This is a genomic window from Duganella margarita, from assembly GCF_009857535.1.
Taxonomy (GTDB): domain Bacteria; phylum Pseudomonadota; class Gammaproteobacteria; order Burkholderiales; family Burkholderiaceae_D; genus Rugamonas; species Rugamonas margarita.
Genome location: NZ_WWCS01000034.1, coordinates 1 through 19,440 on the forward strand (window position 1 = coordinate 1; position 19,440 = coordinate 19,440).

Genomic DNA, 19,440 nt, shown 5'->3' on the forward strand with positions numbered 1-19,440 from the left:
GGCCGTCATCGGCGCCGTCATGCATAAGCTGGCGCATTTCATTTACGGCGTCATCAAAACAAACAAGCCCTTTGACCCCAATTACCTGGCGAAAGGGCTTGCTATTCAAGACGGTATCTGACCCCGTCTTTTATGACTTCTTCGATTACCATTCGGCTGGGGCGGCGGGCGCGGGCGCGGATTGCCGCCGAGGGCGTGCAGGCGGCCGATATCGCGATCGTGCCGGCTGCCGCTGGCGGCCCCAAGGGCCTGATCCTGCACGGGCTCGATTGCTGGATGTTCGGCGAATTCTTGCGCCACGCGCCACGCCAGCGCCGCCTGGTCGGGGCGTCGATCGGCGCCTGGCGCATGGCCGCCTCGGCGTTCGATGATCCGCTCGCCGCGCACCAGCGGCTGGTGCGGCTGTATGCCGGCCAGCGCTATCCCGCCAAGGTTACGCCCGATTACGTCAGCCGCACCTGCCGCGCGCTGCTCGATGAATTGCTGGACGGCCGCGCCGCCGAAGCCGTCAACCACCCGCACCACCACGTCTCGGTGCTGACGGTGCGCGGCATCGGCGCGCTCGGCAACACCAACGGCGCCCGCTGGCGCGAACTCGCCGGCTTCCTGCTGGCCGCCGCCGGCAACGCCGTGTCACGCAAGCGCCTGGCGGCCTCGATGGAACGCGTGATTTTCCACCACCGCGACGACGACGCGCGCTGGCTGCGCGACCAGTTCGACGCCTTCGGCGGCCACTTCGTCAGCCTGTCGGCAGACAATCTGCGCGACGCGCTGCTGGCCTCCGGCTCGATCCCGCTGGTGCTGCAAGCGGTGACCGCCATCGCCGGCGCGCCCGCCGGCGATTACTGGGATGGCGGCCTGATCGACTACCACCTGCACCTGCCCTATCAGCGCGATCCCGGCCTGGTGCTGTACCCGCACTTCAGCGACGCCATTGTGCCCGGCTGGCTGGACAAGTCGATGCCGTGGCGCCGCGCGCGCGACCAGTCGCTCGACAATCTGATACTGGTCTCGCCGTCGGCCGATTTCGTCCGCCAGCTGCCCAACGCCAAGCTGCCGGACCGCAAGGATTTCACTGTCTACGGCCAGGATCACCAACGCCGCCAGCGCGACTGGCTGCAGGCCATCGGCGCGAGCCAGCGCATGGCCGACGACTTCGCCCGCTGGTGCGACCGGCCGGACCTGAAGCAGGCCGCCAGCTTCTGACGTTGTTGCCAAAACACAACGAAGCCAGACGAAGACAGCCCCCCGCCGCCGCGACAGGCGCATACTTTATTTTCCGCTTTCTTGTTGGGAGTCATGATCATGAACGTCCTGTCGCAGCTGCGCATCGGCACCCGTCTGGCTATCGGTTTCGCGGTGGTGCTGTTGCTGGCCATCCTGGCCACCTCGGTGGCGCTGGTCAACGCCCGTGCCAACGCCCAGGCCACACGCGCCATGATGGAGCAGCCGCTGGCCAAGGAGCGGCTGGTGTCCGACTGGTATGTGCTGATCTACTCGGCCATCGCCCGCACCGCGCTGATCGCCCGCAGCAGCGACGATAAACTGTCCGACACCTTCGCCGATGTCATCGCCGCCAGCACCAAGCGCGGCGGCGAGCTGCTGGGCCAGATCAAGGAATTGCTGTCCTCGGACGAGGAACGCAAGATGTACGAAGAGATCACGGCGCTGCGAAACACCTACCAGAAAGCCAAGACCGACGTCATGAACGCCCGCAAGGCCGGCGACGCCGCCCGCGCCGAGCAGCTGTTCCAGAACAGCTTCTCGCCCTCCGCCTCGGCTTACCAGGATCGCGTCAAGAGCTTCCTCGCCATGCAGCGCAAGGCCATCGACGACACCGCCCGCGCGATCGACACCGCCAACAACCGCAGCAACGCGCTACTGCTGGTGCTGGCGGGACTGATGGTGGCCATCGGCTCGCTGGCGGCCTGGGTGATTTCGCGCTCGATCACGGTGCCGCTGAAATCGGCGGTCGACATCGCCGCCACCGTCGCCAACGGCGATCTGACCACGCAATTCGCCGCGCGCCACGACAGGGACGAAATCGGCGACCTGATGACGGCGCTGAGCGGCATGAACGACGCGCTGCGCAACGTGGTCAGCCAGGTGCAGATCGGCACCAGCACCATCGCCACCGCCTCCAACCAGATCGCCTCCGGGAATATGGACCTGTCGCAGCGCACCGAGGAGCAAGCCAGCTCGCTGGAAGAAACCGCCTCGTCGATGGAGGAACTGACTTCCACCGTGCGCCAGAACGCCGACAACGCCCGCCAGGCCAACCAGCTGGCGCAAACCGCCTCGGACGTGGCGGAAAAAGGCGGCGCTATCGTCGGCCAGGTGGTCAACACCATGGGCTCGATCAACGATTCTTCGCGCAAGATTTTCGACATCATCAGCGTGATCGACAGCATCGCCTTCCAGACCAATATCCTGGCGCTGAACGCGGCGGTGGAAGCGGCGCGCGCCGGCGAACAGGGCCGCGGCTTCGCCGTGGTGGCGTCCGAGGTGCGCAACCTGGCGCAGCGCTCGGCCGGCGCCGCCAAGGAGATCAAGGAATTGATCGGCAATTCGGTCGATCAGGTGGCGGTCGGCTCCAGGCTGGTGCAGCAGGCCGGCAGCACCATGGACGAGGTGGTGGCCAGCGTGCGCCGCGTCACCGACATCATGGCCGAGATCACCTCGGCCACCAGCGAGCAAAGCATCGGCATCGACCAGGTCAACACCGCCATCGGCCAGATGGACAGCGTGACCCAGCAGAACGCCGCGCTGGTCGAACAGGCGGCGGCGGCGGCCGCCAGCATGCAGGAGCAGGCGGCGCGGCTGGCGGAAGTGGCGTCGTCGTTCCGGCTCGGCCACGACGGCCTGCGCGGGGCGCTGCCGCCGCCGTCCAGGCGCGCCGCGCCGCGGCTGGGCGCTAGCCTTTCAAAAACATCTCTTGCAGGTCATTGAGGAAGCGCTGGCCTAATGCTGTCGGCTTGATGATTTTATAGTCGCGATACAGCAGCCCTTTGGCCTCGGCCGCATTGAGCTGCTTGTCGATGGCGTTGATGCTCAAGCCGGTGCGTTCGCTGAACAGATTCGGATCGAAGCCGCCGTGCAGGCGCAGCGTGTTGAGCATGAACTCGAAGCCCATGTCCTCGCGCTGGATTTCATACTCTTCCTGCACCGGCGCGCCGAGTTTGACTTGTTCCATATAGGCCTTGGGCTGCTTGTAGCGGGCCTGGCGCAGGATGCGGTGCGGGAACGACAGCTTGGAATGGGCGCCGGCGCCGATGCCGAGGTAATCGCCGAACTCCCAGTAATTCAGATTGTGGCGCGCGCGGTGGCCTTCCTTGGCGTAGGCCGAAATCTCGTACTGGTGGTAGCCGTTGGCGGCGGTCAGCTCGGCGATCATGTCCTGCATGTCGGCGCTGGCGTCGTCGTCCGGCAGCGCCGGCGGATACTTGGCGAACAGCGTGTTCGGCTCCATCGTCAGGTGATACAGCGACAGGTGCGGCGGCTTGAACCCCATCGCCGTTTCCACGTCGGCGCGCGCTTCTTCCAGCGTCTGCGACGGCAGCGCGTACATCAGGTCCAGGTTGAAGTTGTCGAAGTTGTCCAGCGCGATTTCCACCGCGCGCCTGGCTTCGCCGTCGTCATGGATGCGGCCCAGGGCCTTCAGGTGACGCGCATTGAAACTCTGGATGCCGATCGACAGCCGGTTGACGCCGCTGGCGCGGTAGGACTTGAACTTCTCGGCCTCGAAGGTGCCGGGATTGGCTTCCATCGTGATCTCGCAATCGCTGTCCAGCGGCAGTAAGGTGCGCATGTCGGACAGCAGGCGGTCCAGCCCTGCGGCCGACATCAGGCTCGGCGTACCGCCGCCGATGAAAATCGTATAAATCTTGCGGCCCCAGATCAGCGGCAAGGCCTGTTCCAGGTCGGCGCGCACCGCGTCCAGGTATTCCTGTTCGGGGAAGGCTTCGCCCTCCTTCGGTTCGTGCGAATTGAAATCGCAATACGGACATTTGCGCACGCACCACGGGAAGTGAATGTACAGCGACAGCGGCGGCAGCGCCGTCAGATTCAGCGCGCCGCCTTGCAGGTATTTCGCAGCGACGCCGGCGGCTTCGCTGATGTCGGCTGCTGGCTTTTTAGTGCCTGTGCTGGCGCCGACGACTTTAATCGGGATCATTTCAGTTTCTCTACCAATGCACGCAATGCCTGGCCGCGATGCGACAAGGCGTTTTTCTCTTCCGGCGCCAGTTCGGCGGCGCATTTGCCGAGCGACGGGATGAAGAAGTAAGGATCGTAGCCAAAGCCGCCCTCGCCGCGCGGCGTATCGACCATCACGCCGTTCCAGCGGCCGTCGGCGATGATCGGCTGCGGATCATCGGCGTGGCGCACGAACACCAGCACACAGTAGTAGTACGCGGACTTGTCTTCATGTTTGGCCAGTTCAACGATCATCTTCTCGTTGTTGCGGGCGTCCGATTTCGGTTCGCCGGCAAAGCGCGCCGAGTACACGCCGGGCGCACCGCCCAGCGCGTTGACGCACACGCCGGAATCGTCGGCCAGTGCCGGCAGGCCGGTGATGCGCGCCGCGTGGCGGGCCTTTTGCAGTGCATTTTCAACAAACGTGTGAAAAGGCTCATCCGCTTCAGGAACGTCGTATTCGCCCTGCGCGTGCACGGAGAAGCCGACGGTGGACAGGAGCTCGTTGAACTCCTTCAGTTTGCCCTTGTTGTTGGAGGCGAGGATCAGGCGTTTGGTCATGGCGTATTTTACTCCGTGATGCCCAGCGCCTGTTTTTGCAGCTTGACGATGTCGGCGATGCCGGCCTGCGCCAGGTCCAGCAGGCGGTTCATGCCGGCGCGATCGAATGCCGCGCCTTCGGCCGTGCCCTGCACTTCGATGAAGTGGCCGGCGTCGGTCATCACCACGTTCATGTCGGTGTCGCAGTTGGAGTCTTCAATATAGTCCAGGTCCAGCACCGGCGTGCCTTGGTACACGCCGACCGAAATCGCCGCCACGAAGTGCTTGAGCGGAATCGCCGGAATCGCGCCGCGCGCCACCAGCTTGGAGAAGGCGTCATGCGCCGCCACCATGGCGCCGGTGATCGAGGCGGTGCGGGTGCCGCCGTCGGCCTGGATGACGTCGCAGTCCAGGTGCAGCGTGCGTTCGCCGAAGGCCTCCAGGTCGAAGGCGGCGCGCAGCGAGCGGCCGATCAGGCGCTGGATCTCCTGCGTGCGGCCGGACTGCTTGCCGCGCGCCGCTTCGCGGTCCATGCGGGTGTTGGTGGAGCGCGGCAGCATGCCGTATTCGGCGGTCAGCCAGCCCTGGCCTTTACCCTTCAGGAAGCCCGGCACTTTGTCTTCGATGCTGGCGGTGCAGATCACCTTGGTGTCGCCGCATTCGATCAGCACCGAACCTTCGGCGTGCTTGGTGAAATCGCGGGTCAAACGCAGGGTGCGCAGCGCATCGACAGCGCGGCCGCTAGGACGGGTTACAACAGTCATGGGGTTTCCTTATTTGAGTATTTGGGAGGATTTCTCGATCGCCCCGCGGATTTCCGCGATGGCTTTTTCAATTTCGTCGTCATCGAAGGCGTCGGCCGGCGCGGCATCATCAGCTGCCGGCGTGTCACGGATGGTGGTGCTGTGCAGGTCTTGCGGCAGCGCTTCGGTGGAAATCATGGTGGCAGTGATCGGCCCCTGATCATCCGCCATGGTGCTGCCCTGCCAACTGATGGCCAGCGCCGTGACGTTGTCGCTGGCGCCGCCTGCCGCCGTCAACGCGGCCTGCAGTATATCCGGTACGGCGCGCACCACGGTCTGCGCGTGCATGCGGCGTACCAGTTCATCGTCCGGCAGCATAGACCACAAACCGTCGGAGCACAACAGCAGCTGGTCGCCCGGCAGCAGGCTGGCGCCGGCCGATACCTCCACCTTGGGCAGGCTGTCGGCGCCCAGGCAGTTGAACAGTTTGTTGCGGTCCGGATGGGTGGCGCGCTCGGACGGCTGCGCCAGGCCGCGCGCGATCAGGTTTTCCACGTGCGAGTGGTCGCGCGTGCGCGCCAGCAGCTGGCCTTCGCGCAGCCAGTACAGGCGCGAGTCGCCGCAATGGGCCCAGGTGGCGGTGCCGTGCTGGATCAGGCAGGCGACGATGGTGGTGCGCGGCGCTTCCGGCATCTGCTGTGCGACGCGGTACTGGTGAATGTCGCGGTGGGCGGCGTGGAAGGCCTCCTCCAGGAAGCGCTGCGGCTTCTTCACGTAGGGCTGCGCCTGCTGCTGGAACAGCGTGGAGATGGTCTGCAGCGCCAGCGTGGCCGCCACTTCGCCGCGCAGGTGGCCGCCCATGCCGTCGGCCAGCACCAGCAGCAGCGCGTCGCGCGTGAAGCTGTAGCCCATGCGGTCCTGGTTGACCTTGCGCCCACCGATGTGGCTTTCCTGATACACGGAGAATTGCATGGTGTCGTCCTCTCGATTCAGACCAGCGTGTCCGGGCCGGCCTTGGCGCGCGCGCCGCCGCCCAGCCGGCCCATCAGGCCGCGCAGCTTGTCGAGCATGGTCGGCGCGGCCGGCGCCGGCATCGCATGAGGCACGACAGCCTGCAAGCCTTTCTGCACCGCGAACAGGCTTTGCGGCCGGTCCAGCGGCTCCACTGCCAGGCACCAGCGCACCAGCTGCACCAGTTCCGCAGAATAAAGTCCTTTCAGCTGCTGGAAATGGCCGGCCATCTTGTCCTCGCTCTTGCGCTGGTCGGCCGGCTGCGGCGGCGAACCAACCATGCAGGCAAACATCGACGCGCCGATGCTGTAGATATCGGTCCACGGCCCCAGGCCGGTCTTGGCGTACAGCTCGGGCGGCGCGAAGCCGGGGGTGTACATCGGCGTCAGCGTCGGCAGGTCGGTGTTGACGGTCTGGCGTGCGGCGCCGAAGTCCAGCAGCATCGGCGTGCCGTCGGTGCGCAGGTAGATATTGGCCGGCTTCAGGTCCAGGTGCAGCAGCTGGTTGGCATGGACTTCGCGCAGGCCCTTGACCACCTGCGTAAAAATGGTGCGGATGAACGCTTCGCCCACTTTGCTGCCCTTGCCGCGCTGACGCTGGATGTGTTCCTGCAGCGAATGGCCCGATTCGTAGGCCATTACCATATAAACGGTTTCATGCGCGCGGAAGAAATTGAGCACACTTACAACATTCGGGTGCGAAATGCGGGCCAGCGCCCGGCCCTCCTCAAAAAAGCACTTGAGGCCGATGCGGAACACGGGAAGATGGGCTTTTGAGACGGAAGGCACCAGTTCGCCGGGCTGCCGCAGCGCCAAAGAACTGGGCAAATACTCCTTGATCGCCACCGCGTTACCATCAGTATCATATGCAAGGTAAACAATACTGAACCCACCGGACGCAATTTTCTTTACAATGCGATATCCAGCAATTTCCAGACCATCTGGTAACGGGGCGTTGTTTTGTGCAGCCATAAGATTCCTCGCCTCAACACCCGGATTGTGTGGATAAATCACTGTTTTGTAAAGATTAAATCGGGGATATCCATTGAGCATTTCCAGCATGACGGGCTACGCGGTCGCCACCAGTGAAAGTGCGGCGGGAACACTGACCATTGAAATCAAGAGCGTCAACTCACGATTTTTGGACTTACAGTTTCGAATAAACGACGATTTGCGAGCGCTCGAACCCGATTTACGCTCCGCGATCATGGGCGCTATCACGCGCGGCAAGGTGGAATTGCGCCTCAGCTTCGGCCGCAAGGCGGCCACCACCGGTACCCAGGCGCTGAATCTCCCGTTGTTGACTGAAATACAACGCCTGCAGGGTGAAGTGGCTGGCCTGTTCCCCGGCGTGCAAACGATGTCAGTAGCAGAGTTACTGCGCTGGCCCGGCGTCATCGAGGAAGCGCAGATCGGCCAGGAGTCGCTGCAGGCCGATGTGGCCAGCCTCGCGGGCCGCACCATCGAAGCGTTTGTGACCAGCCGCCAGCGCGAAGGCGCGGCGCTGGAAACCATGCTGATCTCGCGCATCGAGGCGATGGAAGCCATCGTCAAACGCATCACGCCGCTGATTCCGCAAGTGGTGGCGGCGTTCCAGCAGAAGGCAGTCGAGCGCATGCAGGATGCGCTGGGGCTGGCGTGCCAGGGCTCAAATTCGGCGCTGTCGCGCCAGGATGCGCTGGAGCGGATTCGTCAGGAAGTGATTTTGTACGGCATCCGCATTGACGTGGCCGAAGAACTGGGCCGCTTGTCGGCGCACCTGACCGAAACCCGTCACATCCTGAAAAAAGGCGGCCAGGTCGGCAAGCGCCTGGACTTCATGATGCAGGAGCTGAACCGCGAAGCCAATACCCTGGGCGCCAAGGCATCGGTCAAGGAACTGGCCGATGCCTCGATGGAGCTGAAGCTGCTGATCGAACAGATGCGCGAACAGGTGCAAAACCTGGAGTAATCAAAAAGGAGCTTCGGCTCCTTTTTTTTGGGCGCAAGCGGTGCGCTCAAAGCTGACCCTTGAGCTTGTAGACCGGTTTGTCGGTCTCCCCTTTCTCCGCCATGGCAAGCTGGCGCTGCAGCTCCTTGCGCTCGTCGCCCTCCTTGGCGGACGACACCAGCTTGCGCAGGATGGCGACATGCGCCGTCTGCAACGCCTGCGCTGCCGGCACAGCGACGTCCGGTTTCACGCCGACATGCTCCCAGTTGGTTTTGGTGACGAAGTTAGTCGTGCGCGCCGTCGGGATCGAGGCCACGATGTCGTGTCCCAGGCTATACCAGCTGACTGGATTGGAAGCGCCGGCGGTGGTTTCGCCGACCAGCGTGCCGCGCTTCAGCACCTGGAAGTCGTAGGCGCAGTCCTCGCCGCCGGAACCTGTCCTGGCCGAGGTCAGCACATACACCGGCTTATCGTACCGCTGCGCCACCGTCGGCACACTCCAGATCTGCCGCGTCGTATCGCTCGGGCGATCATAGATATCGATCAGGTGGCGCACATCGCCCGCCGGCAGGAAATGGCTCATCAGGTAAGCCACGCTGGCCGGGCTGCCGCCGCCGTTGCGGCGCAGGTCGAGGATCAGTGCATCCGTGCCCGACAGGAGCGACATCGCCGCCGTGTAGGCCGGGCCGACGAATTCCACGCCGCCGAACCCGCGCAACTCGATGTAGCCGACGTTGCCGGGAAGGCGTTCGATCTTCTCGATATCATAGCCGCGCCGCGCGGTCGCGTCGCGCCATTCATCCAGCTTGGCGGAGGTCGGCGGCTCTGGCGGACCGCTGGGCTCAGTGAAACCCTCGTAACGCGAGGCGCTGAAATGCAAGTCGCCGCTGAATTCGCGCAAGTCCTGCTGCAGCGCCGCACTGAAGGCCTTGGCGCCGGCGGCGGCGGCATAGCCTCCTTCGGCATTTTTCCTGACGATGGCACTGCCGACCCGTTCGGCCTGCGTTGGCTCGATATAATTCGCGTTGATTTTCGCCGCCAGCGTCTGCACGATTGCGGCGCGATCGGACGCGCTCAATGCGGTGTCTTCCGCCGCCAGGGCGCGCAACGACAACAGCGCGCCCAACACGGCCACTGCGACCAGCTTCTTGCTACCTAACATACATTCCTCCAGGTTGGACTACGAATCGGTTTGGGTGTTGAGCTGTTGCAGCGCCTCCGTCAGCGCCGGCATATAGGAGCGGCTGGCGCGCACCACGCTGCCGTCGCGCAGGCGCAGCATGGCGTCGCGGTTGGTCAGCGAACGCAGTTCGGTGATCATGTCCAGCCGCACGATGGACGAGCGGTGCACGCGGTGGAACTGGCGCGGGTCGAGTTGCGTGGCCAGGTTGTGCAGGCGTTCCCGCACCAGCCAGATCTTGCCGTTCGCATGCAGCGAGGCGTAGTCGCCATCGGCCTCGATGCGCTCGACGTCGGCCACCGGCACCAGCACCGTGCGCGACCCCACCCGCACGCTGAAGCTGCGCATCGCCGTCGTTGCTGGGATCGCCGGTATTGCCGGTGCTGCGGCACGGCTCTGGCAGCGGTAGGGAAACGCCTGCTGCGCGCGGTCCAGTGCTTCGTCGAAGCGCTCGTCATCGACCGGCTTGAGCAGGTAATCGAGGGCGGCCAGTTCGAACGCCTGCAGGGCGAAGCCTTCGTAGGCGGTCAGCAGGATCGCCATCGGCCGCTGCGCCGGCGGCAGCGCAGCCAGCACGTTGAGGCCGGACTTGCCCGGCATCTCGACATCGACGAAGACCAGGTCCGGCTTCAGCGCCACAATGCCGTCGTAAGCGCTGTCGCCGTCGCCGAATTCGCCCACCAGCTCGAAGGCGTCGCGCTGCGCCAGCCTGACCTTGACCGCCAGCCTGGCCAGCGGCTCGTCGTCGACGATCACGACGCGGATCTTCATGCCGCCACCTCCGCACGCAGCGGCATGGAAATGCACACGTGGAAGCGGCCGTCCGGACGCCAGCCTGCGTCCACCTCCTGCCCGGCGCCATACAGGTGGCGCAGGCGTTCCCGGACGTTGGCCAGGCCGATGCCGCTGCCCTGGTGCACCGACGGTTGGCCGTCGTTCTGCACGCAGATCAGCAGGCGTGCGCCGACGCGTTCGACCAGAATGTCGAGGCGGCCAGGCGCGGCCAGCGGCGCGATGCCGTGGCGGATCGCATTCTCGACCAGCGGCTGCAGCATCAGGTAAGGCACGACGCTGCCCAGCAGGTCGGGGCCGGTTTTCATCGTCAGCTGCAGGCGCTCGCCGAGACGCGCCTTTTCGATGGCCAAGTAGGCGTCGAGCAGGGCCAGTTCATCGGCCAGCGCATGCTCGTGGCGGCCGTCGTGCGCCAGGGTGGCGCGCAGGAAGTCGGCCACGCACGCCAGCATGCGGTTGGCTTCCCGGTTGGCCTGGGCCGACACCAGCGCCGAGATCGCGTTCAGCGAGTTGAACAGGAAGTGCGGATTGACCTGCAGCCGCAGCGCACGCAGCTCGGCGTCGCGGGCCGCGCTTTGCGCCTGCGCCAGGTGCAGGCGCACCTGCTGCAGCGACAGGTAATAGGCCGCCACCGCATGCACCGCGCAGAACGCGACCAGCGCCAGCCAGCAGCTATCGAGGCCCCGCGCCAGATATTGCCATTGGTAGCCCGTCTCCCGTCCGATCGCGATCCCAAAGCTCTGCCCCAGAAAGGCATTGGTAATCGCCATGGCATAGGTGGTCACCAGCAGTATCGGCCCCATCCGCAGCCACGACCATTCGCGGCGCCACATGGCCCGCTGCATCAGCGTCAGCGGAATCAGCCACAGCAGGCAGGCGACGAAGAACAGCGCACGAAAGGCGACGACATAGCTATTGCTGTAGGCGGGCAGGCCGAGGATGGCCATGCAGACGCAAACCGGCAATGCGGCCAGCACGGGAGCAAGCAAGGGCGTTTCGACTTTCACGCAGGCTTTCCAAAGATGTAAGGAAGCGTTGATCTTAGGTGATGGCCGCATGGCGGTCCAGTGCCATGCGGCGACCCGTGCATTCCCTGCGGCGAGCCGGTCAGTGATTATCCACGTACAGGAATAAACATTTCGTCTTTAACGGATTTATTCAATAATCGACTGGCGTTACAGTGGAGTCACTTCAACTTCTTACCGAAAGAGACATCATGAAAAACGCTAATCAACTGCTGCACGCCTACCTGGCCAATATCCAGACCCCTGCCGCCGCTGCGGCGCTGTTTGCCGACGACGGCGTGCTGGAACTGCCGTCGCTGGGCCCGCAAGTGCGCGCGGTCGGTCCGGCCGCGATCGAAGGCTTCATCGGCGGCCTGCTGAAAAAAGTGCCGGACTTCCGCTTCAAGGATGTGCAACTGTTCATCGACACGGAAGACAAGGTGTTCGGCGAATACAGCGTGGAAGCGCTGGTGCCGTCGACCGGCAAGGTGTACAAACAAACCTACGCCGGCATGCTGGTAGCCGAGAACGGCAAAATCAAACACCTGCGCGAAGCACTCGACACCCTCGCCGCCGCCAAGGCCTTCGCACCAGACTGAACAGCTTGCTTGCGACAGACGTCGTTTCCGCGACAGCGGGAACCCATGCCGCGTTTGCCCAGCCGCGTGCCATGGACTCCCGCTGTCGCGGGAATGACGGTGTGAATTCAGCCCCTGAACTACAACACTTGATTCAGCTTGACGATCTGGATATCGGCCTTGCCGCCGATGGCCTTGACCAGGTCCAGGAAGTGCGGCGTCGCTTCGTGGGCATCCAGGGCATCCTGGTCGCGCCAGGCTTCCAGCATCACGAAGCTGGCGTGGTTGCCGAGGTCGATATTCAGGTCGTAGCGGAGGCAGCCGGCTTCCGCGCGGCTTGGCGGCACCACCCGCTCCAGCGCCTCGCGCACCAGCACTTCATTGCCCTCTTTCGCGGTGATGGTGGCGACGACGATCAGATCTTTCATGGTATATCCCTGTCTAGGCTAAAAAAAAACGATACTATCACCGGCGCACCAACTCAGCAGGAGAGCAGACCATATGGCAGAGATACGGGCCGGCATCGGCGGCTGGGACTTTGCGCCCTGGCGCGAAACCTTTTATCCCAAAGAAGTGCCGATCAAGAAGCAGCTGGAATACGCCAGCACGCAAGTGACCAGCATCGAAATCAACGGCACCTTCTACCGCACCGCCAAGCCCGAACACTTTGCCAGCTGGGCCGAGAAAACGCCGGACGATTTCGTGTTCTCGGTCAAGGCCTCGCGTTACGCCACCAACCGCAAGGTGCTGGCCGAAGCGGGCGAGTCGATCGAACGCTTCATGGACAGCGGCCTGACCGAACTGGGCGGCAAGCTCGGCCCCATCCTGTGGCAACTGGCCGCCACCAAGCAGTTCGACCCCGACGACCTGGAAGCCTTTTTCAAGCTGCTGCCGGCCAAGCTCGGCAAGCGCAAGTTGCAGCACGTGCTGGATGTCAGACACGACAGCTTTCTAAACGACGATTACCTCAAGCTGGCGCGCAAACACAAGGTCGCCACCGTCATCACCGACTCGCCGAAATTCCCCAACTTTACCGAGCTCACCGCCGACTTCGTCTACGCCCGCCTGATGGATGCGCACAGCGACATCGCCACCGGTTACAGCAAGCCGGCGCTGAAGCGGTGGGCCAGCCAGGCGCGGGCCTGGCAGCAGCAAGCCAAGTCCGGCCAGGTCTACGTCTACTTCATCAACGGCGCCAAGGAACGGGCGCCGGCGGCGGCGCAACACTTGCTGTCGTTGCTGTAAATTGCGTTGCGCTTCGTTGCTCTTGGTAAAATACATCTTTGGGCGACGGAAAACGGCGCCCGCTGACGAATTTGAAAGATCAACATGAGCTCAACCAAGGCATTTTCGGGCAGCCTGTTCGTGGTGGCGGCGCCGTCCGGCGCCGGCAAGTCGACGCTGGTCAACGCGCTGCTGGCCAAGGAACCGACCATCAAGCTGTCGATTTCCACCACCACCCGCGCACCGCGTCCGGGCGAAACCCACGGCCAGCAATACTACTTCACCACGGCGGAAGATTTCGTCGCGCGCGCCGACAACGGCGAGTTCCTGGAGTGGGCCGAAGTGCACGGCAATTACTACGGCACCTCGCGCCTGATGGTGGAAGAACAGATGAAATCGGGTACCGACGTGTTGCTGGAAATCGACTGGCAAGGCGCGCGCCAGGTCAAGAAACTGTTCCCGCAGGCGGCCGGCATTTTCATCCTGCCGCCATCGATCGACGCGCTGGAAGAGCGCCTGAAAAAACGCGCCACCGATGAACCGCACGTGATCACCAAACGGCTGCTGGCGGCGGGCGGCGAAATCGCCCACGCTCCCGAGTTCGAGTATGCTATTATCAACGAAGAATTCGACGTCGCGCTGTCGGAATTGACAGCGATAGTCCGAGCGGCCCGTTGCCGGTTTGCGCAACAAGCGGCACGCAACACCTCGCTCTTTGCCCAGCTGGGCATCCACGCTGAATAATTACACAAGATTTTAGGAGTTTTAGATGGCCCGCATTACGATTGAAGATTGTCTGAAAAATATACCGAACCGTTTCCAGCTGACCCTGGCCGCCACCTACCGCGCGCGCCAGCTGCTGCAAGGCCACACCCCGAAAGTGGAAGCCAAAGACAAGCCGACCGTAGTCGCCCTGCGTGAAATCGCAGCCGGCAAAGTCGGTCTGGAAATGTTGAAAAAGGTCCCAATGTAAGTTGGGACCGCGTTCCCGATCCATGCGAATGTGGTATGTTTTGTAGCAGCTAGACATTCTCATCGAGACGGAACGCATACGTATGAATCTGATCCCTGCCGATCCGACACTGAGTGACACCCCGCCCACCAGGGCAAAACGGCCGGCCAAAGTGTCGGCTGTGGTCACGTCTGAGACCAGCGCAGGGGACAACACTGTCTCCGCCCCACCTGCCCCACCCCCAGCCGCTCCTGTGATTTCCTCGTCGCCTTTGGCCACGCCTCCTGCCCTGACGGCCGGTGTTGCGTCGGTAACCCATCTCACCGAAAAACTGGCCGACTACATGTCGGCCGCCGATCTCAAAAAGGTCAAGGAAGCCTATCGCTTCTCGGACGAGATGCACCTTGGGCAATTGCGCAAGTCGGGCGAGCCGTACATCTCGCATCCGATCGCGGTGGCGGAAATCTGCGCCGACTGGAAGCTGGACGCGCAAGCCATCATGGCCGCGCTGCTGCACGATGTGATGGAAGACCAGGACGTCAAGAAGGACGAGCTGATCGAGCGCTTCGGCGCGCCGGTCGCCAACCTGGTGGACGGCTTGTCGAAGCTGGAAAAAATCGAGTTCCAGAGCCAGATCGAAGCGCAGGCGGAAAACTTCCGCAAGATGCTGCTGGCGATGGCCTCGGACGTGCGCGTGATCCTGATCAAGCTGGCCGACCGCCTGCACAATATGCGCACCATGGATGTGATGAAGCCGGCCGCCAAGGCCCGCATCTCCAAAGAGACCATGGAAGTGTACGTGCCGATCGCGCACCGGCTTGGCCTGAACAACATTTACCGCGAACTGCAGGACCTGTCGTTTGCCCACCTGTTCCCGCTGCGCTATCGCGTGCTGGGCAAGGCCGTCAAGGCGGCGCGCGGCAACCGCCGCGAGGTGGTCAAGAAGATCCTGGAGTCGGTCAAGAACACGCTGTCCGCCGCCAATATCGAGGCCGAAGTGTATGGCCGCGAAAAGACCCTGTTCGGCATCTACAAGAAGATGCGCAACAAGCACCTGTCGTTCTCGCAGGTGCTGGACGTGTACGGCTTCCGCGTGGTGGTCGACAACTTCTCCGAATGCTATGTGGCGCTGGGCACGCTGCACCAGCTGTACAAGCCGATGCCGGGCAAGTTCAAGGACTATATTGCGATTCGCAAGCTGAACGGCTACCAGTCGCTGCACACCACCTTGATCGGCCCGTACGGCACGCCGGTCGAGTTCCAGATCCGCACCCAGGAAATGCACCGCACCGCCGAATCGGGCGTGGCGGCGCACTGGCTGTACAAGAACGGCGACGCCAATATGTCGGACTTGCAACAGCGTACCCACGCCTGGCTGCAGTCGCTGCTGGATATCCAGCAGCAGACCGGCGACTCGGCCGAGTTCCTGGAACACGTCAAGGTCGACCTGTTCCCCGATTCGGTGTACGTGTTTACGCCCAAGTCCAAGATCATCGCGCTGCCGCGCGGCGCCACGCCCATCGACTTCGCGTATGCGATCCACACCGGGATTGGCGACCATACGGTGTCGGTCACCATCAACAACGAACCGGCGTCGCTGCGCACCGAACTGCGCAATGGCGACATCGTCGAGATCGTGACGGATTCGGCTTCGCGGCCGAGCCCGAGCTGGCTGTCGTTCGTCCGCACCGGCAAGGCGCGCTCGGCGATTCGCCATCACCTGCGCACGATTAACCTGCCGGAATCGATCGCGCTGGGTGCGCAGCTGCTGGCGCATGCACTGACCTCGCTAGGCATCAGCCCGGATCTGGAAGACCATCTGGTCGAACGATTGCTGAAGGAATCGAGCGCCAAGTCGCTGGATGAGCTGTATGCCGACATCGGCGTCGGCAAGCGCATGGCGGCGCTGGTGGCGCGGCATATCTTCGGCCTGCGCGGCGGCGAATCGGCCAGCGCGCCGATCGATCACAACAGCGCGGCCGAACTGGACCCGGTCACCATCTGTGGCAGCGAAGGCGTGTCGGTGCAGCTGGCGCCGTGCTGCCTGCCGATTCCGGGCGACGCGATCATCGGCCAGCTGCGGCGCGATCAGGGCTTGCTAGTACACACCAGCGACTGCACGCAGGCCAAGCGCCAGCGCGCCAAGGAGCCGGACCGCTGGATCGCCGTCAAGTGGGGCACGGAACTGAACCGTCGCTTCGACAGCCGCATCAAGCTGCTGATCAACAACGAAAAAGGCATCCTGGCGCGCGTGGCGGCGGAGATCGGCGAGTCGGACGCCAACATCACCTATGTCGGCATGGACGAGGACAAGGACAACGTGCTGCACCAGCTGCGCTTTACCGTGCAGGTGAAGGACCGTGTGCACCTCGCAGGCCTGCTGCGCAACGTGCGCCGCGTGGCCGGCGTCAATCGCATTCTGCGCGAACGCAACTAGACCCGCACTGCCAGGCGGGGTCTGACCCCGTACGGGGTCAGACCCCTAAGCGGTAAATCAGACTTATCACTTAAGGTTGCGGGGTGGGACGTTGATGGCTGGCGACAAAGGCTGAGTCGCCCAGCACTCCGCTGCTATTGCCAGCGGCACGAATCTGCTCTATCTGCATTGGGGTGAGGGTCTGCTGAAATAGCCGCAAATACGCCTGCTCACGCTCCGATGCATCCAGCCCCAACCTTTCATACACGGAATGCGGCGTCACCACGCCATCATGCCGCCCTTCTGCGTTCGACCGATAACTGGACCATTTATAATTTCCCGGAAACCGCACCATTCCCGCCCTTACCGGATTGAGCTCAATATACCGCTGACACGTCAACAAATATCCCTCGGTCTGCACCAGACAACTCTTGTACCGTCCATCCCAAGGCGATCCTGACGCCCAGTGCAATTTGTTAAAGCGTTGCGCATACCGCTGCCCCACACCCTTCATCATCCCCGCCAGCTGCTCCACATCCTCCACACTCAACAACAAGTGCACATGATTACTCATGAGCACATACGCATGAATCCGACACCTGGCAATAACAGCTTCCTCATGTAGCCATTGCCGGTACGCGGCAAAATACTCATCCACAAAAAAACATCGCTGCCGGTCATGCCCTCGCTGAATCACATGCAGCGGAACAGCCGGCAACACAACACGAGAATGGCGTGGCATGGTTTATCTCCCCTGTATCCAGCCAAATTAGCAGGCACCGGGTCACCACTTTCTGAGCTAACGCAATTAGCGTTGCTGATCCAGCGGGTCGAACCAGTAGGCCTTGTTGGACAGCGGGGTTTGCGGCGACAGCAGCGGATTGTCCAGCCGGAAGATGCGGCGTTTGCGCAGGCTGACTTTGTCGATCAGGCCATCATAGAATTCATGGAACAGCTGATCGAAGCGACCGTCGGCAATCAATAATTGCAGGCCGTATTCCAGCCGCTGCGCCAGTCGCCGCTGTTCGGCGCCGCCGAGGAAGAAGTAGCGCGGCGACGGCACGTACAGCGCAAAGCTGCGCTCCAAAGCCAGCGTCGGGAAGCCCGCCTGGTACGCCGCCTGTTCATACACGGCCTCGTCGATCGCGCGCGGGAAGTGCTGGAAGCGCCCCGCCGCCAGCATGCTGTGCAGTCCCGCCGAGGTGTTGCCCTCCACCACGTGGAATCCCGCCTGCCTGTAAGTGGTGGTCAGGCTCCACTGGCGGCCGGCGCCCAGCGACAGCGCCTTTAGCTGGTCGACATTGCGCACCGCGCTGAACATGTCCTGGTTGCGGCTGTCGATCAGCGAGATGCGGTAGCACGAGATCCCCTTGTCGAGCGGGATGCGGATCGGCGTCAGCTTTTGCTCCCACTCCAGCGACGTCACCTGCCCGCTCAGGTTGACCAGCTCGCCCTTGAGCATTTCCTGCAGCAGCCGGTCGCGCTCCATGCGCAGCTGCGCGATCTTCAGTTCGTACGGCCCGTACCTGGGCCGCGACGCCTCCAGCGCGGTCTGCAACAGGTGCACGATGTGGCTGTCGCTGTACTGCGATTTGCTGGAATTCATGTCGATGGTGTAGACATCGACCGCACATGCCATCCCCTGCCAGCCGGCCAGCGCCAGCAGGCACAGCCACTTCCCGAACTTAATCAGCGGCCGGCGCAGGATAGCGCACCTCCAGGATGTCCAGTTCTTCCACGCCATGCGGCGCCTGGAAGGTGATGGTGTCGCCTTCGCGCGCCTTGGTCAGCGCGCGCGCCACCGGCGCCACCCAGCTGATCTTGCCGTTCAGCGGGTCCAGCTCGTCGATGCCGACGATGGTGATGGTGCGTTCCTCGCCGCTCTGGTTGCTGTAGGTCACTGTGGCGCCAAAGAATACTTGATCACTGCCAAAATGCGCACTCGGGTCAACGATCGCCGCCGAGTCCAGCCGCTTGGTCAGGAAACGGATGCGGCGGTCGATCTCGCGCAGCCGGCGCTTGCCGTAGATGTAATCGCCGTTTTCCGAGCGGTCGCCGTTGGAGGCCGCCCAGTGGACGATTTTCACCACTTCCGGCCGGTCGACGTCAATCAGTTGCAGCAACTCTTCCTTGATGCGCTGGTAGCCCTCGGGGCGGATGTAGTTCTTCGAGCCAGCCGGGATCGCCAACGCCAGCGCTGCGGCTTCGTCGTCATCGTCCTGGTCGCTCTCTTTGACAAAGGCTTTATTCATACGGGCTATTGTAACGGCTTTCACGTATCATGCTGTCGAAGGAACAACCATGAGAACACTGCACCGCTACCGTCGCTGGCTGTTTGCGCCGCTGGTTTATCTGGCGGCGCTGTTGCTATTGCTGGAAGACTGGCTGTGGAACCTTGGCGCGCGGGTGATGAACCGGCTGGCGCAGTGGCCGCCGCTGCACCGGCTGGAAGCGTGGATCTGCCGCCTCGGCCCGAAGGCGGCGCTGGTGCTGTTCGTGCTGCCGGCCACGCTGCTGTTCCCGGTCAAGCTGCTGGCGCTGTGGGCCATGGCCAACGGCCACCCGCTGACCGGCGTGACGGTGATCGTGCTGGCCAAGCTGGGCGGCGCGGCCGCCGTGGCGCGGCTGTATCTACTGACGCGGCCGGTCTTGATGACCATCGTCTGGTTCGCCGCGCTGCTGGGCTGGTTCCTGGCGCTGAAGGAACGCTGGATCGAACGGCTGCGCGCCACCCGCGCCTGGCGCAAGGTTGAAACGCTGCGCCAGGCCTTCCGCCACTGGCGCCAGCACGCCGCGCCGCGGCCCGGCAGCTGGCTGGCGCGCTTCCGCCGGCTGCTGAAGCGCTTCCGCCGCCGCTGGGACACGCGCTAGAATGGC

At 63.3% G+C, this 19,440-nt stretch carries 21 protein-coding genes; 9 read left to right on the forward strand and 12 right to left on the reverse strand.

Translation table 11 applies throughout. The features are described from left to right. Window positions 1-132 precede the first annotated feature (132 nt). Together GTP55_RS27720 and GTP55_RS27725 are read left to right on the forward strand one after the other, a co-directional pair. Entirely contained in the window at window positions 133-1,206 is a 1,074-nt protein-coding gene (locus GTP55_RS27720; RefSeq protein WP_161048006.1) for a patatin-like phospholipase family protein, read from the forward strand. A 99-nt stretch (window positions 1,207-1,305) separates the two neighbouring features. Beyond that, window positions 1,306-2,949, forward strand: a complete 1,644-nt coding sequence (locus tag GTP55_RS27725) for a methyl-accepting chemotaxis protein (RefSeq protein ID WP_161048007.1) — start codon at window positions 1,306-1,308, stop codon at window positions 2,947-2,949. Here the strand turns inward: GTP55_RS27725 and hemW are convergent. Genes hemW through GTP55_RS27750 form a run of 5 tightly spaced genes read right to left on the reverse strand, consistent with a single transcriptional unit; the run spans window position 2,915 to window position 7,459 of the window. Continuing rightward, window positions 2,915-4,174: a radical SAM family heme chaperone HemW gene (gene hemW, locus GTP55_RS27730; protein WP_161048008.1), complete on the reverse strand. Its 1,260-nt coding sequence runs from the start codon at window positions 4,172-4,174 to the stop codon at window positions 2,915-2,917. The two genes, GTP55_RS27725 and hemW, sit on opposite strands and share 35 nt — an antisense overlap. After that, window positions 4,171-4,755 (reverse strand): RdgB/HAM1 family non-canonical purine NTP pyrophosphatase, encoded by a 585-nt coding sequence (rdgB, locus tag GTP55_RS27735; RefSeq protein WP_161048009.1) that lies wholly within the window; start codon window positions 4,753-4,755, stop codon window positions 4,171-4,173. The genes hemW and rdgB overlap by 4 nt, the downstream gene beginning before the upstream one ends. An 8-nt stretch (window positions 4,756-4,763) precedes the next feature. After that, complete coding sequence (gene rph, locus GTP55_RS27740; protein ID WP_161048010.1) at window positions 4,764-5,498, reverse strand: ribonuclease PH; 735 nt, start codon at window positions 5,496-5,498, stop codon at window positions 4,764-4,766. 9 nt (window positions 5,499-5,507) lie between these two features. Then, window positions 5,508-6,449: a PP2C family protein-serine/threonine phosphatase gene (locus tag GTP55_RS27745; RefSeq protein ID WP_161048011.1), complete on the reverse strand. Its 942-nt coding sequence runs from the start codon at window positions 6,447-6,449 to the stop codon at window positions 5,508-5,510. A gap of 17 nt (window positions 6,450-6,466) precedes the next feature. Next, complete coding sequence (locus GTP55_RS27750) at window positions 6,467-7,459, reverse strand: serine/threonine protein kinase (RefSeq protein WP_161048012.1); 993 nt, start codon at window positions 7,457-7,459, stop codon at window positions 6,467-6,469. An 88-nt stretch (window positions 7,460-7,547) separates the two neighbouring features. Between GTP55_RS27750 and GTP55_RS27755 the strand changes: the two genes are divergently transcribed. Then, entirely contained in the window at window positions 7,548-8,438 is an 891-nt protein-coding gene (locus GTP55_RS27755) for a YicC/YloC family endoribonuclease (protein WP_161048029.1), read from the forward strand. A 46-nt stretch (window positions 8,439-8,484) separates the two neighbouring features. Here GTP55_RS27755 and GTP55_RS27760 read toward each other — a convergent pair whose 3' ends face one another. The 3 genes from GTP55_RS27760 to GTP55_RS27770 are packed head-to-tail and all read right to left on the reverse strand — an operon-like array spanning window position 8,485 to window position 11,396. After that, on the reverse strand, window positions 8,485-9,579 hold the full coding sequence (locus GTP55_RS27760; RefSeq protein ID WP_161048013.1) for a S41 family peptidase: 1,095 nt from the start codon (window positions 9,577-9,579) through the stop codon (window positions 8,485-8,487). 18 nt (window positions 9,580-9,597) lie between these two features. After that, a complete protein-coding gene (locus GTP55_RS27765) occupies window positions 9,598-10,368 on the reverse strand; it encodes a LytR/AlgR family response regulator transcription factor (RefSeq protein ID WP_161048014.1) in 771 nt (256 codons plus the stop codon). Next, window positions 10,365-11,396 (reverse strand): sensor histidine kinase, encoded by a 1,032-nt coding sequence (locus tag GTP55_RS27770; protein WP_371868470.1) that lies wholly within the window; start codon window positions 11,394-11,396, stop codon window positions 10,365-10,367. The genes GTP55_RS27765 and GTP55_RS27770 overlap by 4 nt, the downstream gene beginning before the upstream one ends. A gap of 209 nt (window positions 11,397-11,605) precedes the next feature. Here GTP55_RS27770 and GTP55_RS27775 point away from each other — a divergent pair, with 209 nt between their 5' ends. Continuing rightward, window positions 11,606-11,992, forward strand: coding sequence for a nuclear transport factor 2 family protein (locus GTP55_RS27775; protein WP_161048015.1), 387 nt, complete (start codon window positions 11,606-11,608; stop codon window positions 11,990-11,992). Between the two features lie 119 nt (window positions 11,993-12,111). On the opposite strand, the gene GTP55_RS27780 is transcribed toward GTP55_RS27775, so the two are convergent. Beyond that, a complete protein-coding gene (locus GTP55_RS27780; RefSeq protein WP_161048016.1) occupies window positions 12,112-12,399 on the reverse strand; it encodes a putative quinol monooxygenase in 288 nt (95 codons plus the stop codon). A 73-nt stretch (window positions 12,400-12,472) separates the two neighbouring features. On the opposite strand from GTP55_RS27780, the gene GTP55_RS27785 reads away from it, so the two are divergent. From GTP55_RS27785 to GTP55_RS27800, 4 genes are all read left to right on the forward strand, one after another. Beyond that, window positions 12,473-13,216, forward strand: coding sequence for a DUF72 domain-containing protein (locus GTP55_RS27785; RefSeq protein WP_161048017.1), 744 nt, complete (start codon window positions 12,473-12,475; stop codon window positions 13,214-13,216). A gap of 84 nt (window positions 13,217-13,300) precedes the next feature. After that, window positions 13,301-13,939 carry a guanylate kinase gene (gene gmk, locus GTP55_RS27790; protein WP_110844705.1) on the forward strand — a complete coding sequence of 213 codons (639 nt, stop codon included), beginning with the start codon at window positions 13,301-13,303 and terminating at the stop codon, window positions 13,937-13,939. A gap of 25 nt (window positions 13,940-13,964) precedes the next feature. Further along, complete coding sequence (gene rpoZ, locus GTP55_RS27795; RefSeq protein WP_056443456.1) at window positions 13,965-14,168, forward strand: DNA-directed RNA polymerase subunit omega; 204 nt, start codon at window positions 13,965-13,967, stop codon at window positions 14,166-14,168. Window positions 14,169-14,250: 82 nt separating this feature from the next. Continuing rightward, window positions 14,251-16,584: a RelA/SpoT family protein gene (locus tag GTP55_RS27800; RefSeq protein ID WP_161048018.1), complete on the forward strand. Its 2,334-nt coding sequence runs from the start codon at window positions 14,251-14,253 to the stop codon at window positions 16,582-16,584. A 70-nt stretch (window positions 16,585-16,654) separates the two neighbouring features. Here GTP55_RS27800 and GTP55_RS27805 read toward each other — a convergent pair whose 3' ends face one another. The 3 genes from GTP55_RS27805 to greB form a co-directional block, all read right to left on the reverse strand. Next, window positions 16,655-17,305, reverse strand: a complete 651-nt coding sequence (locus GTP55_RS27805) for a transposase (RefSeq protein ID WP_161048019.1) — start codon at window positions 17,303-17,305, stop codon at window positions 16,655-16,657. A gap of 66 nt (window positions 17,306-17,371) precedes the next feature. Then, entirely contained in the window at window positions 17,372-18,307 is a 936-nt protein-coding gene (locus tag GTP55_RS27810; RefSeq protein ID WP_229258196.1) for a hypothetical protein, read from the reverse strand. Continuing rightward, window positions 18,249-18,815, reverse strand: a complete 567-nt coding sequence (greB, locus tag GTP55_RS27815) for a transcription elongation factor GreB (protein ID WP_161048020.1) — start codon at window positions 18,813-18,815, stop codon at window positions 18,249-18,251. Before greB ends, GTP55_RS27810 begins: the two co-directional genes overlap by 59 nt. Before the next feature lie 49 nt (window positions 18,816-18,864). On the opposite strand from greB, the gene GTP55_RS27820 reads away from it, so the two are divergent. After that, window positions 18,865-19,434 (forward strand): hypothetical protein, encoded by a 570-nt coding sequence (locus tag GTP55_RS27820; protein ID WP_161048021.1) that lies wholly within the window; start codon window positions 18,865-18,867, stop codon window positions 19,432-19,434. The last annotated feature ends 6 nt before the right edge of the window (window positions 19,435-19,440 follow it).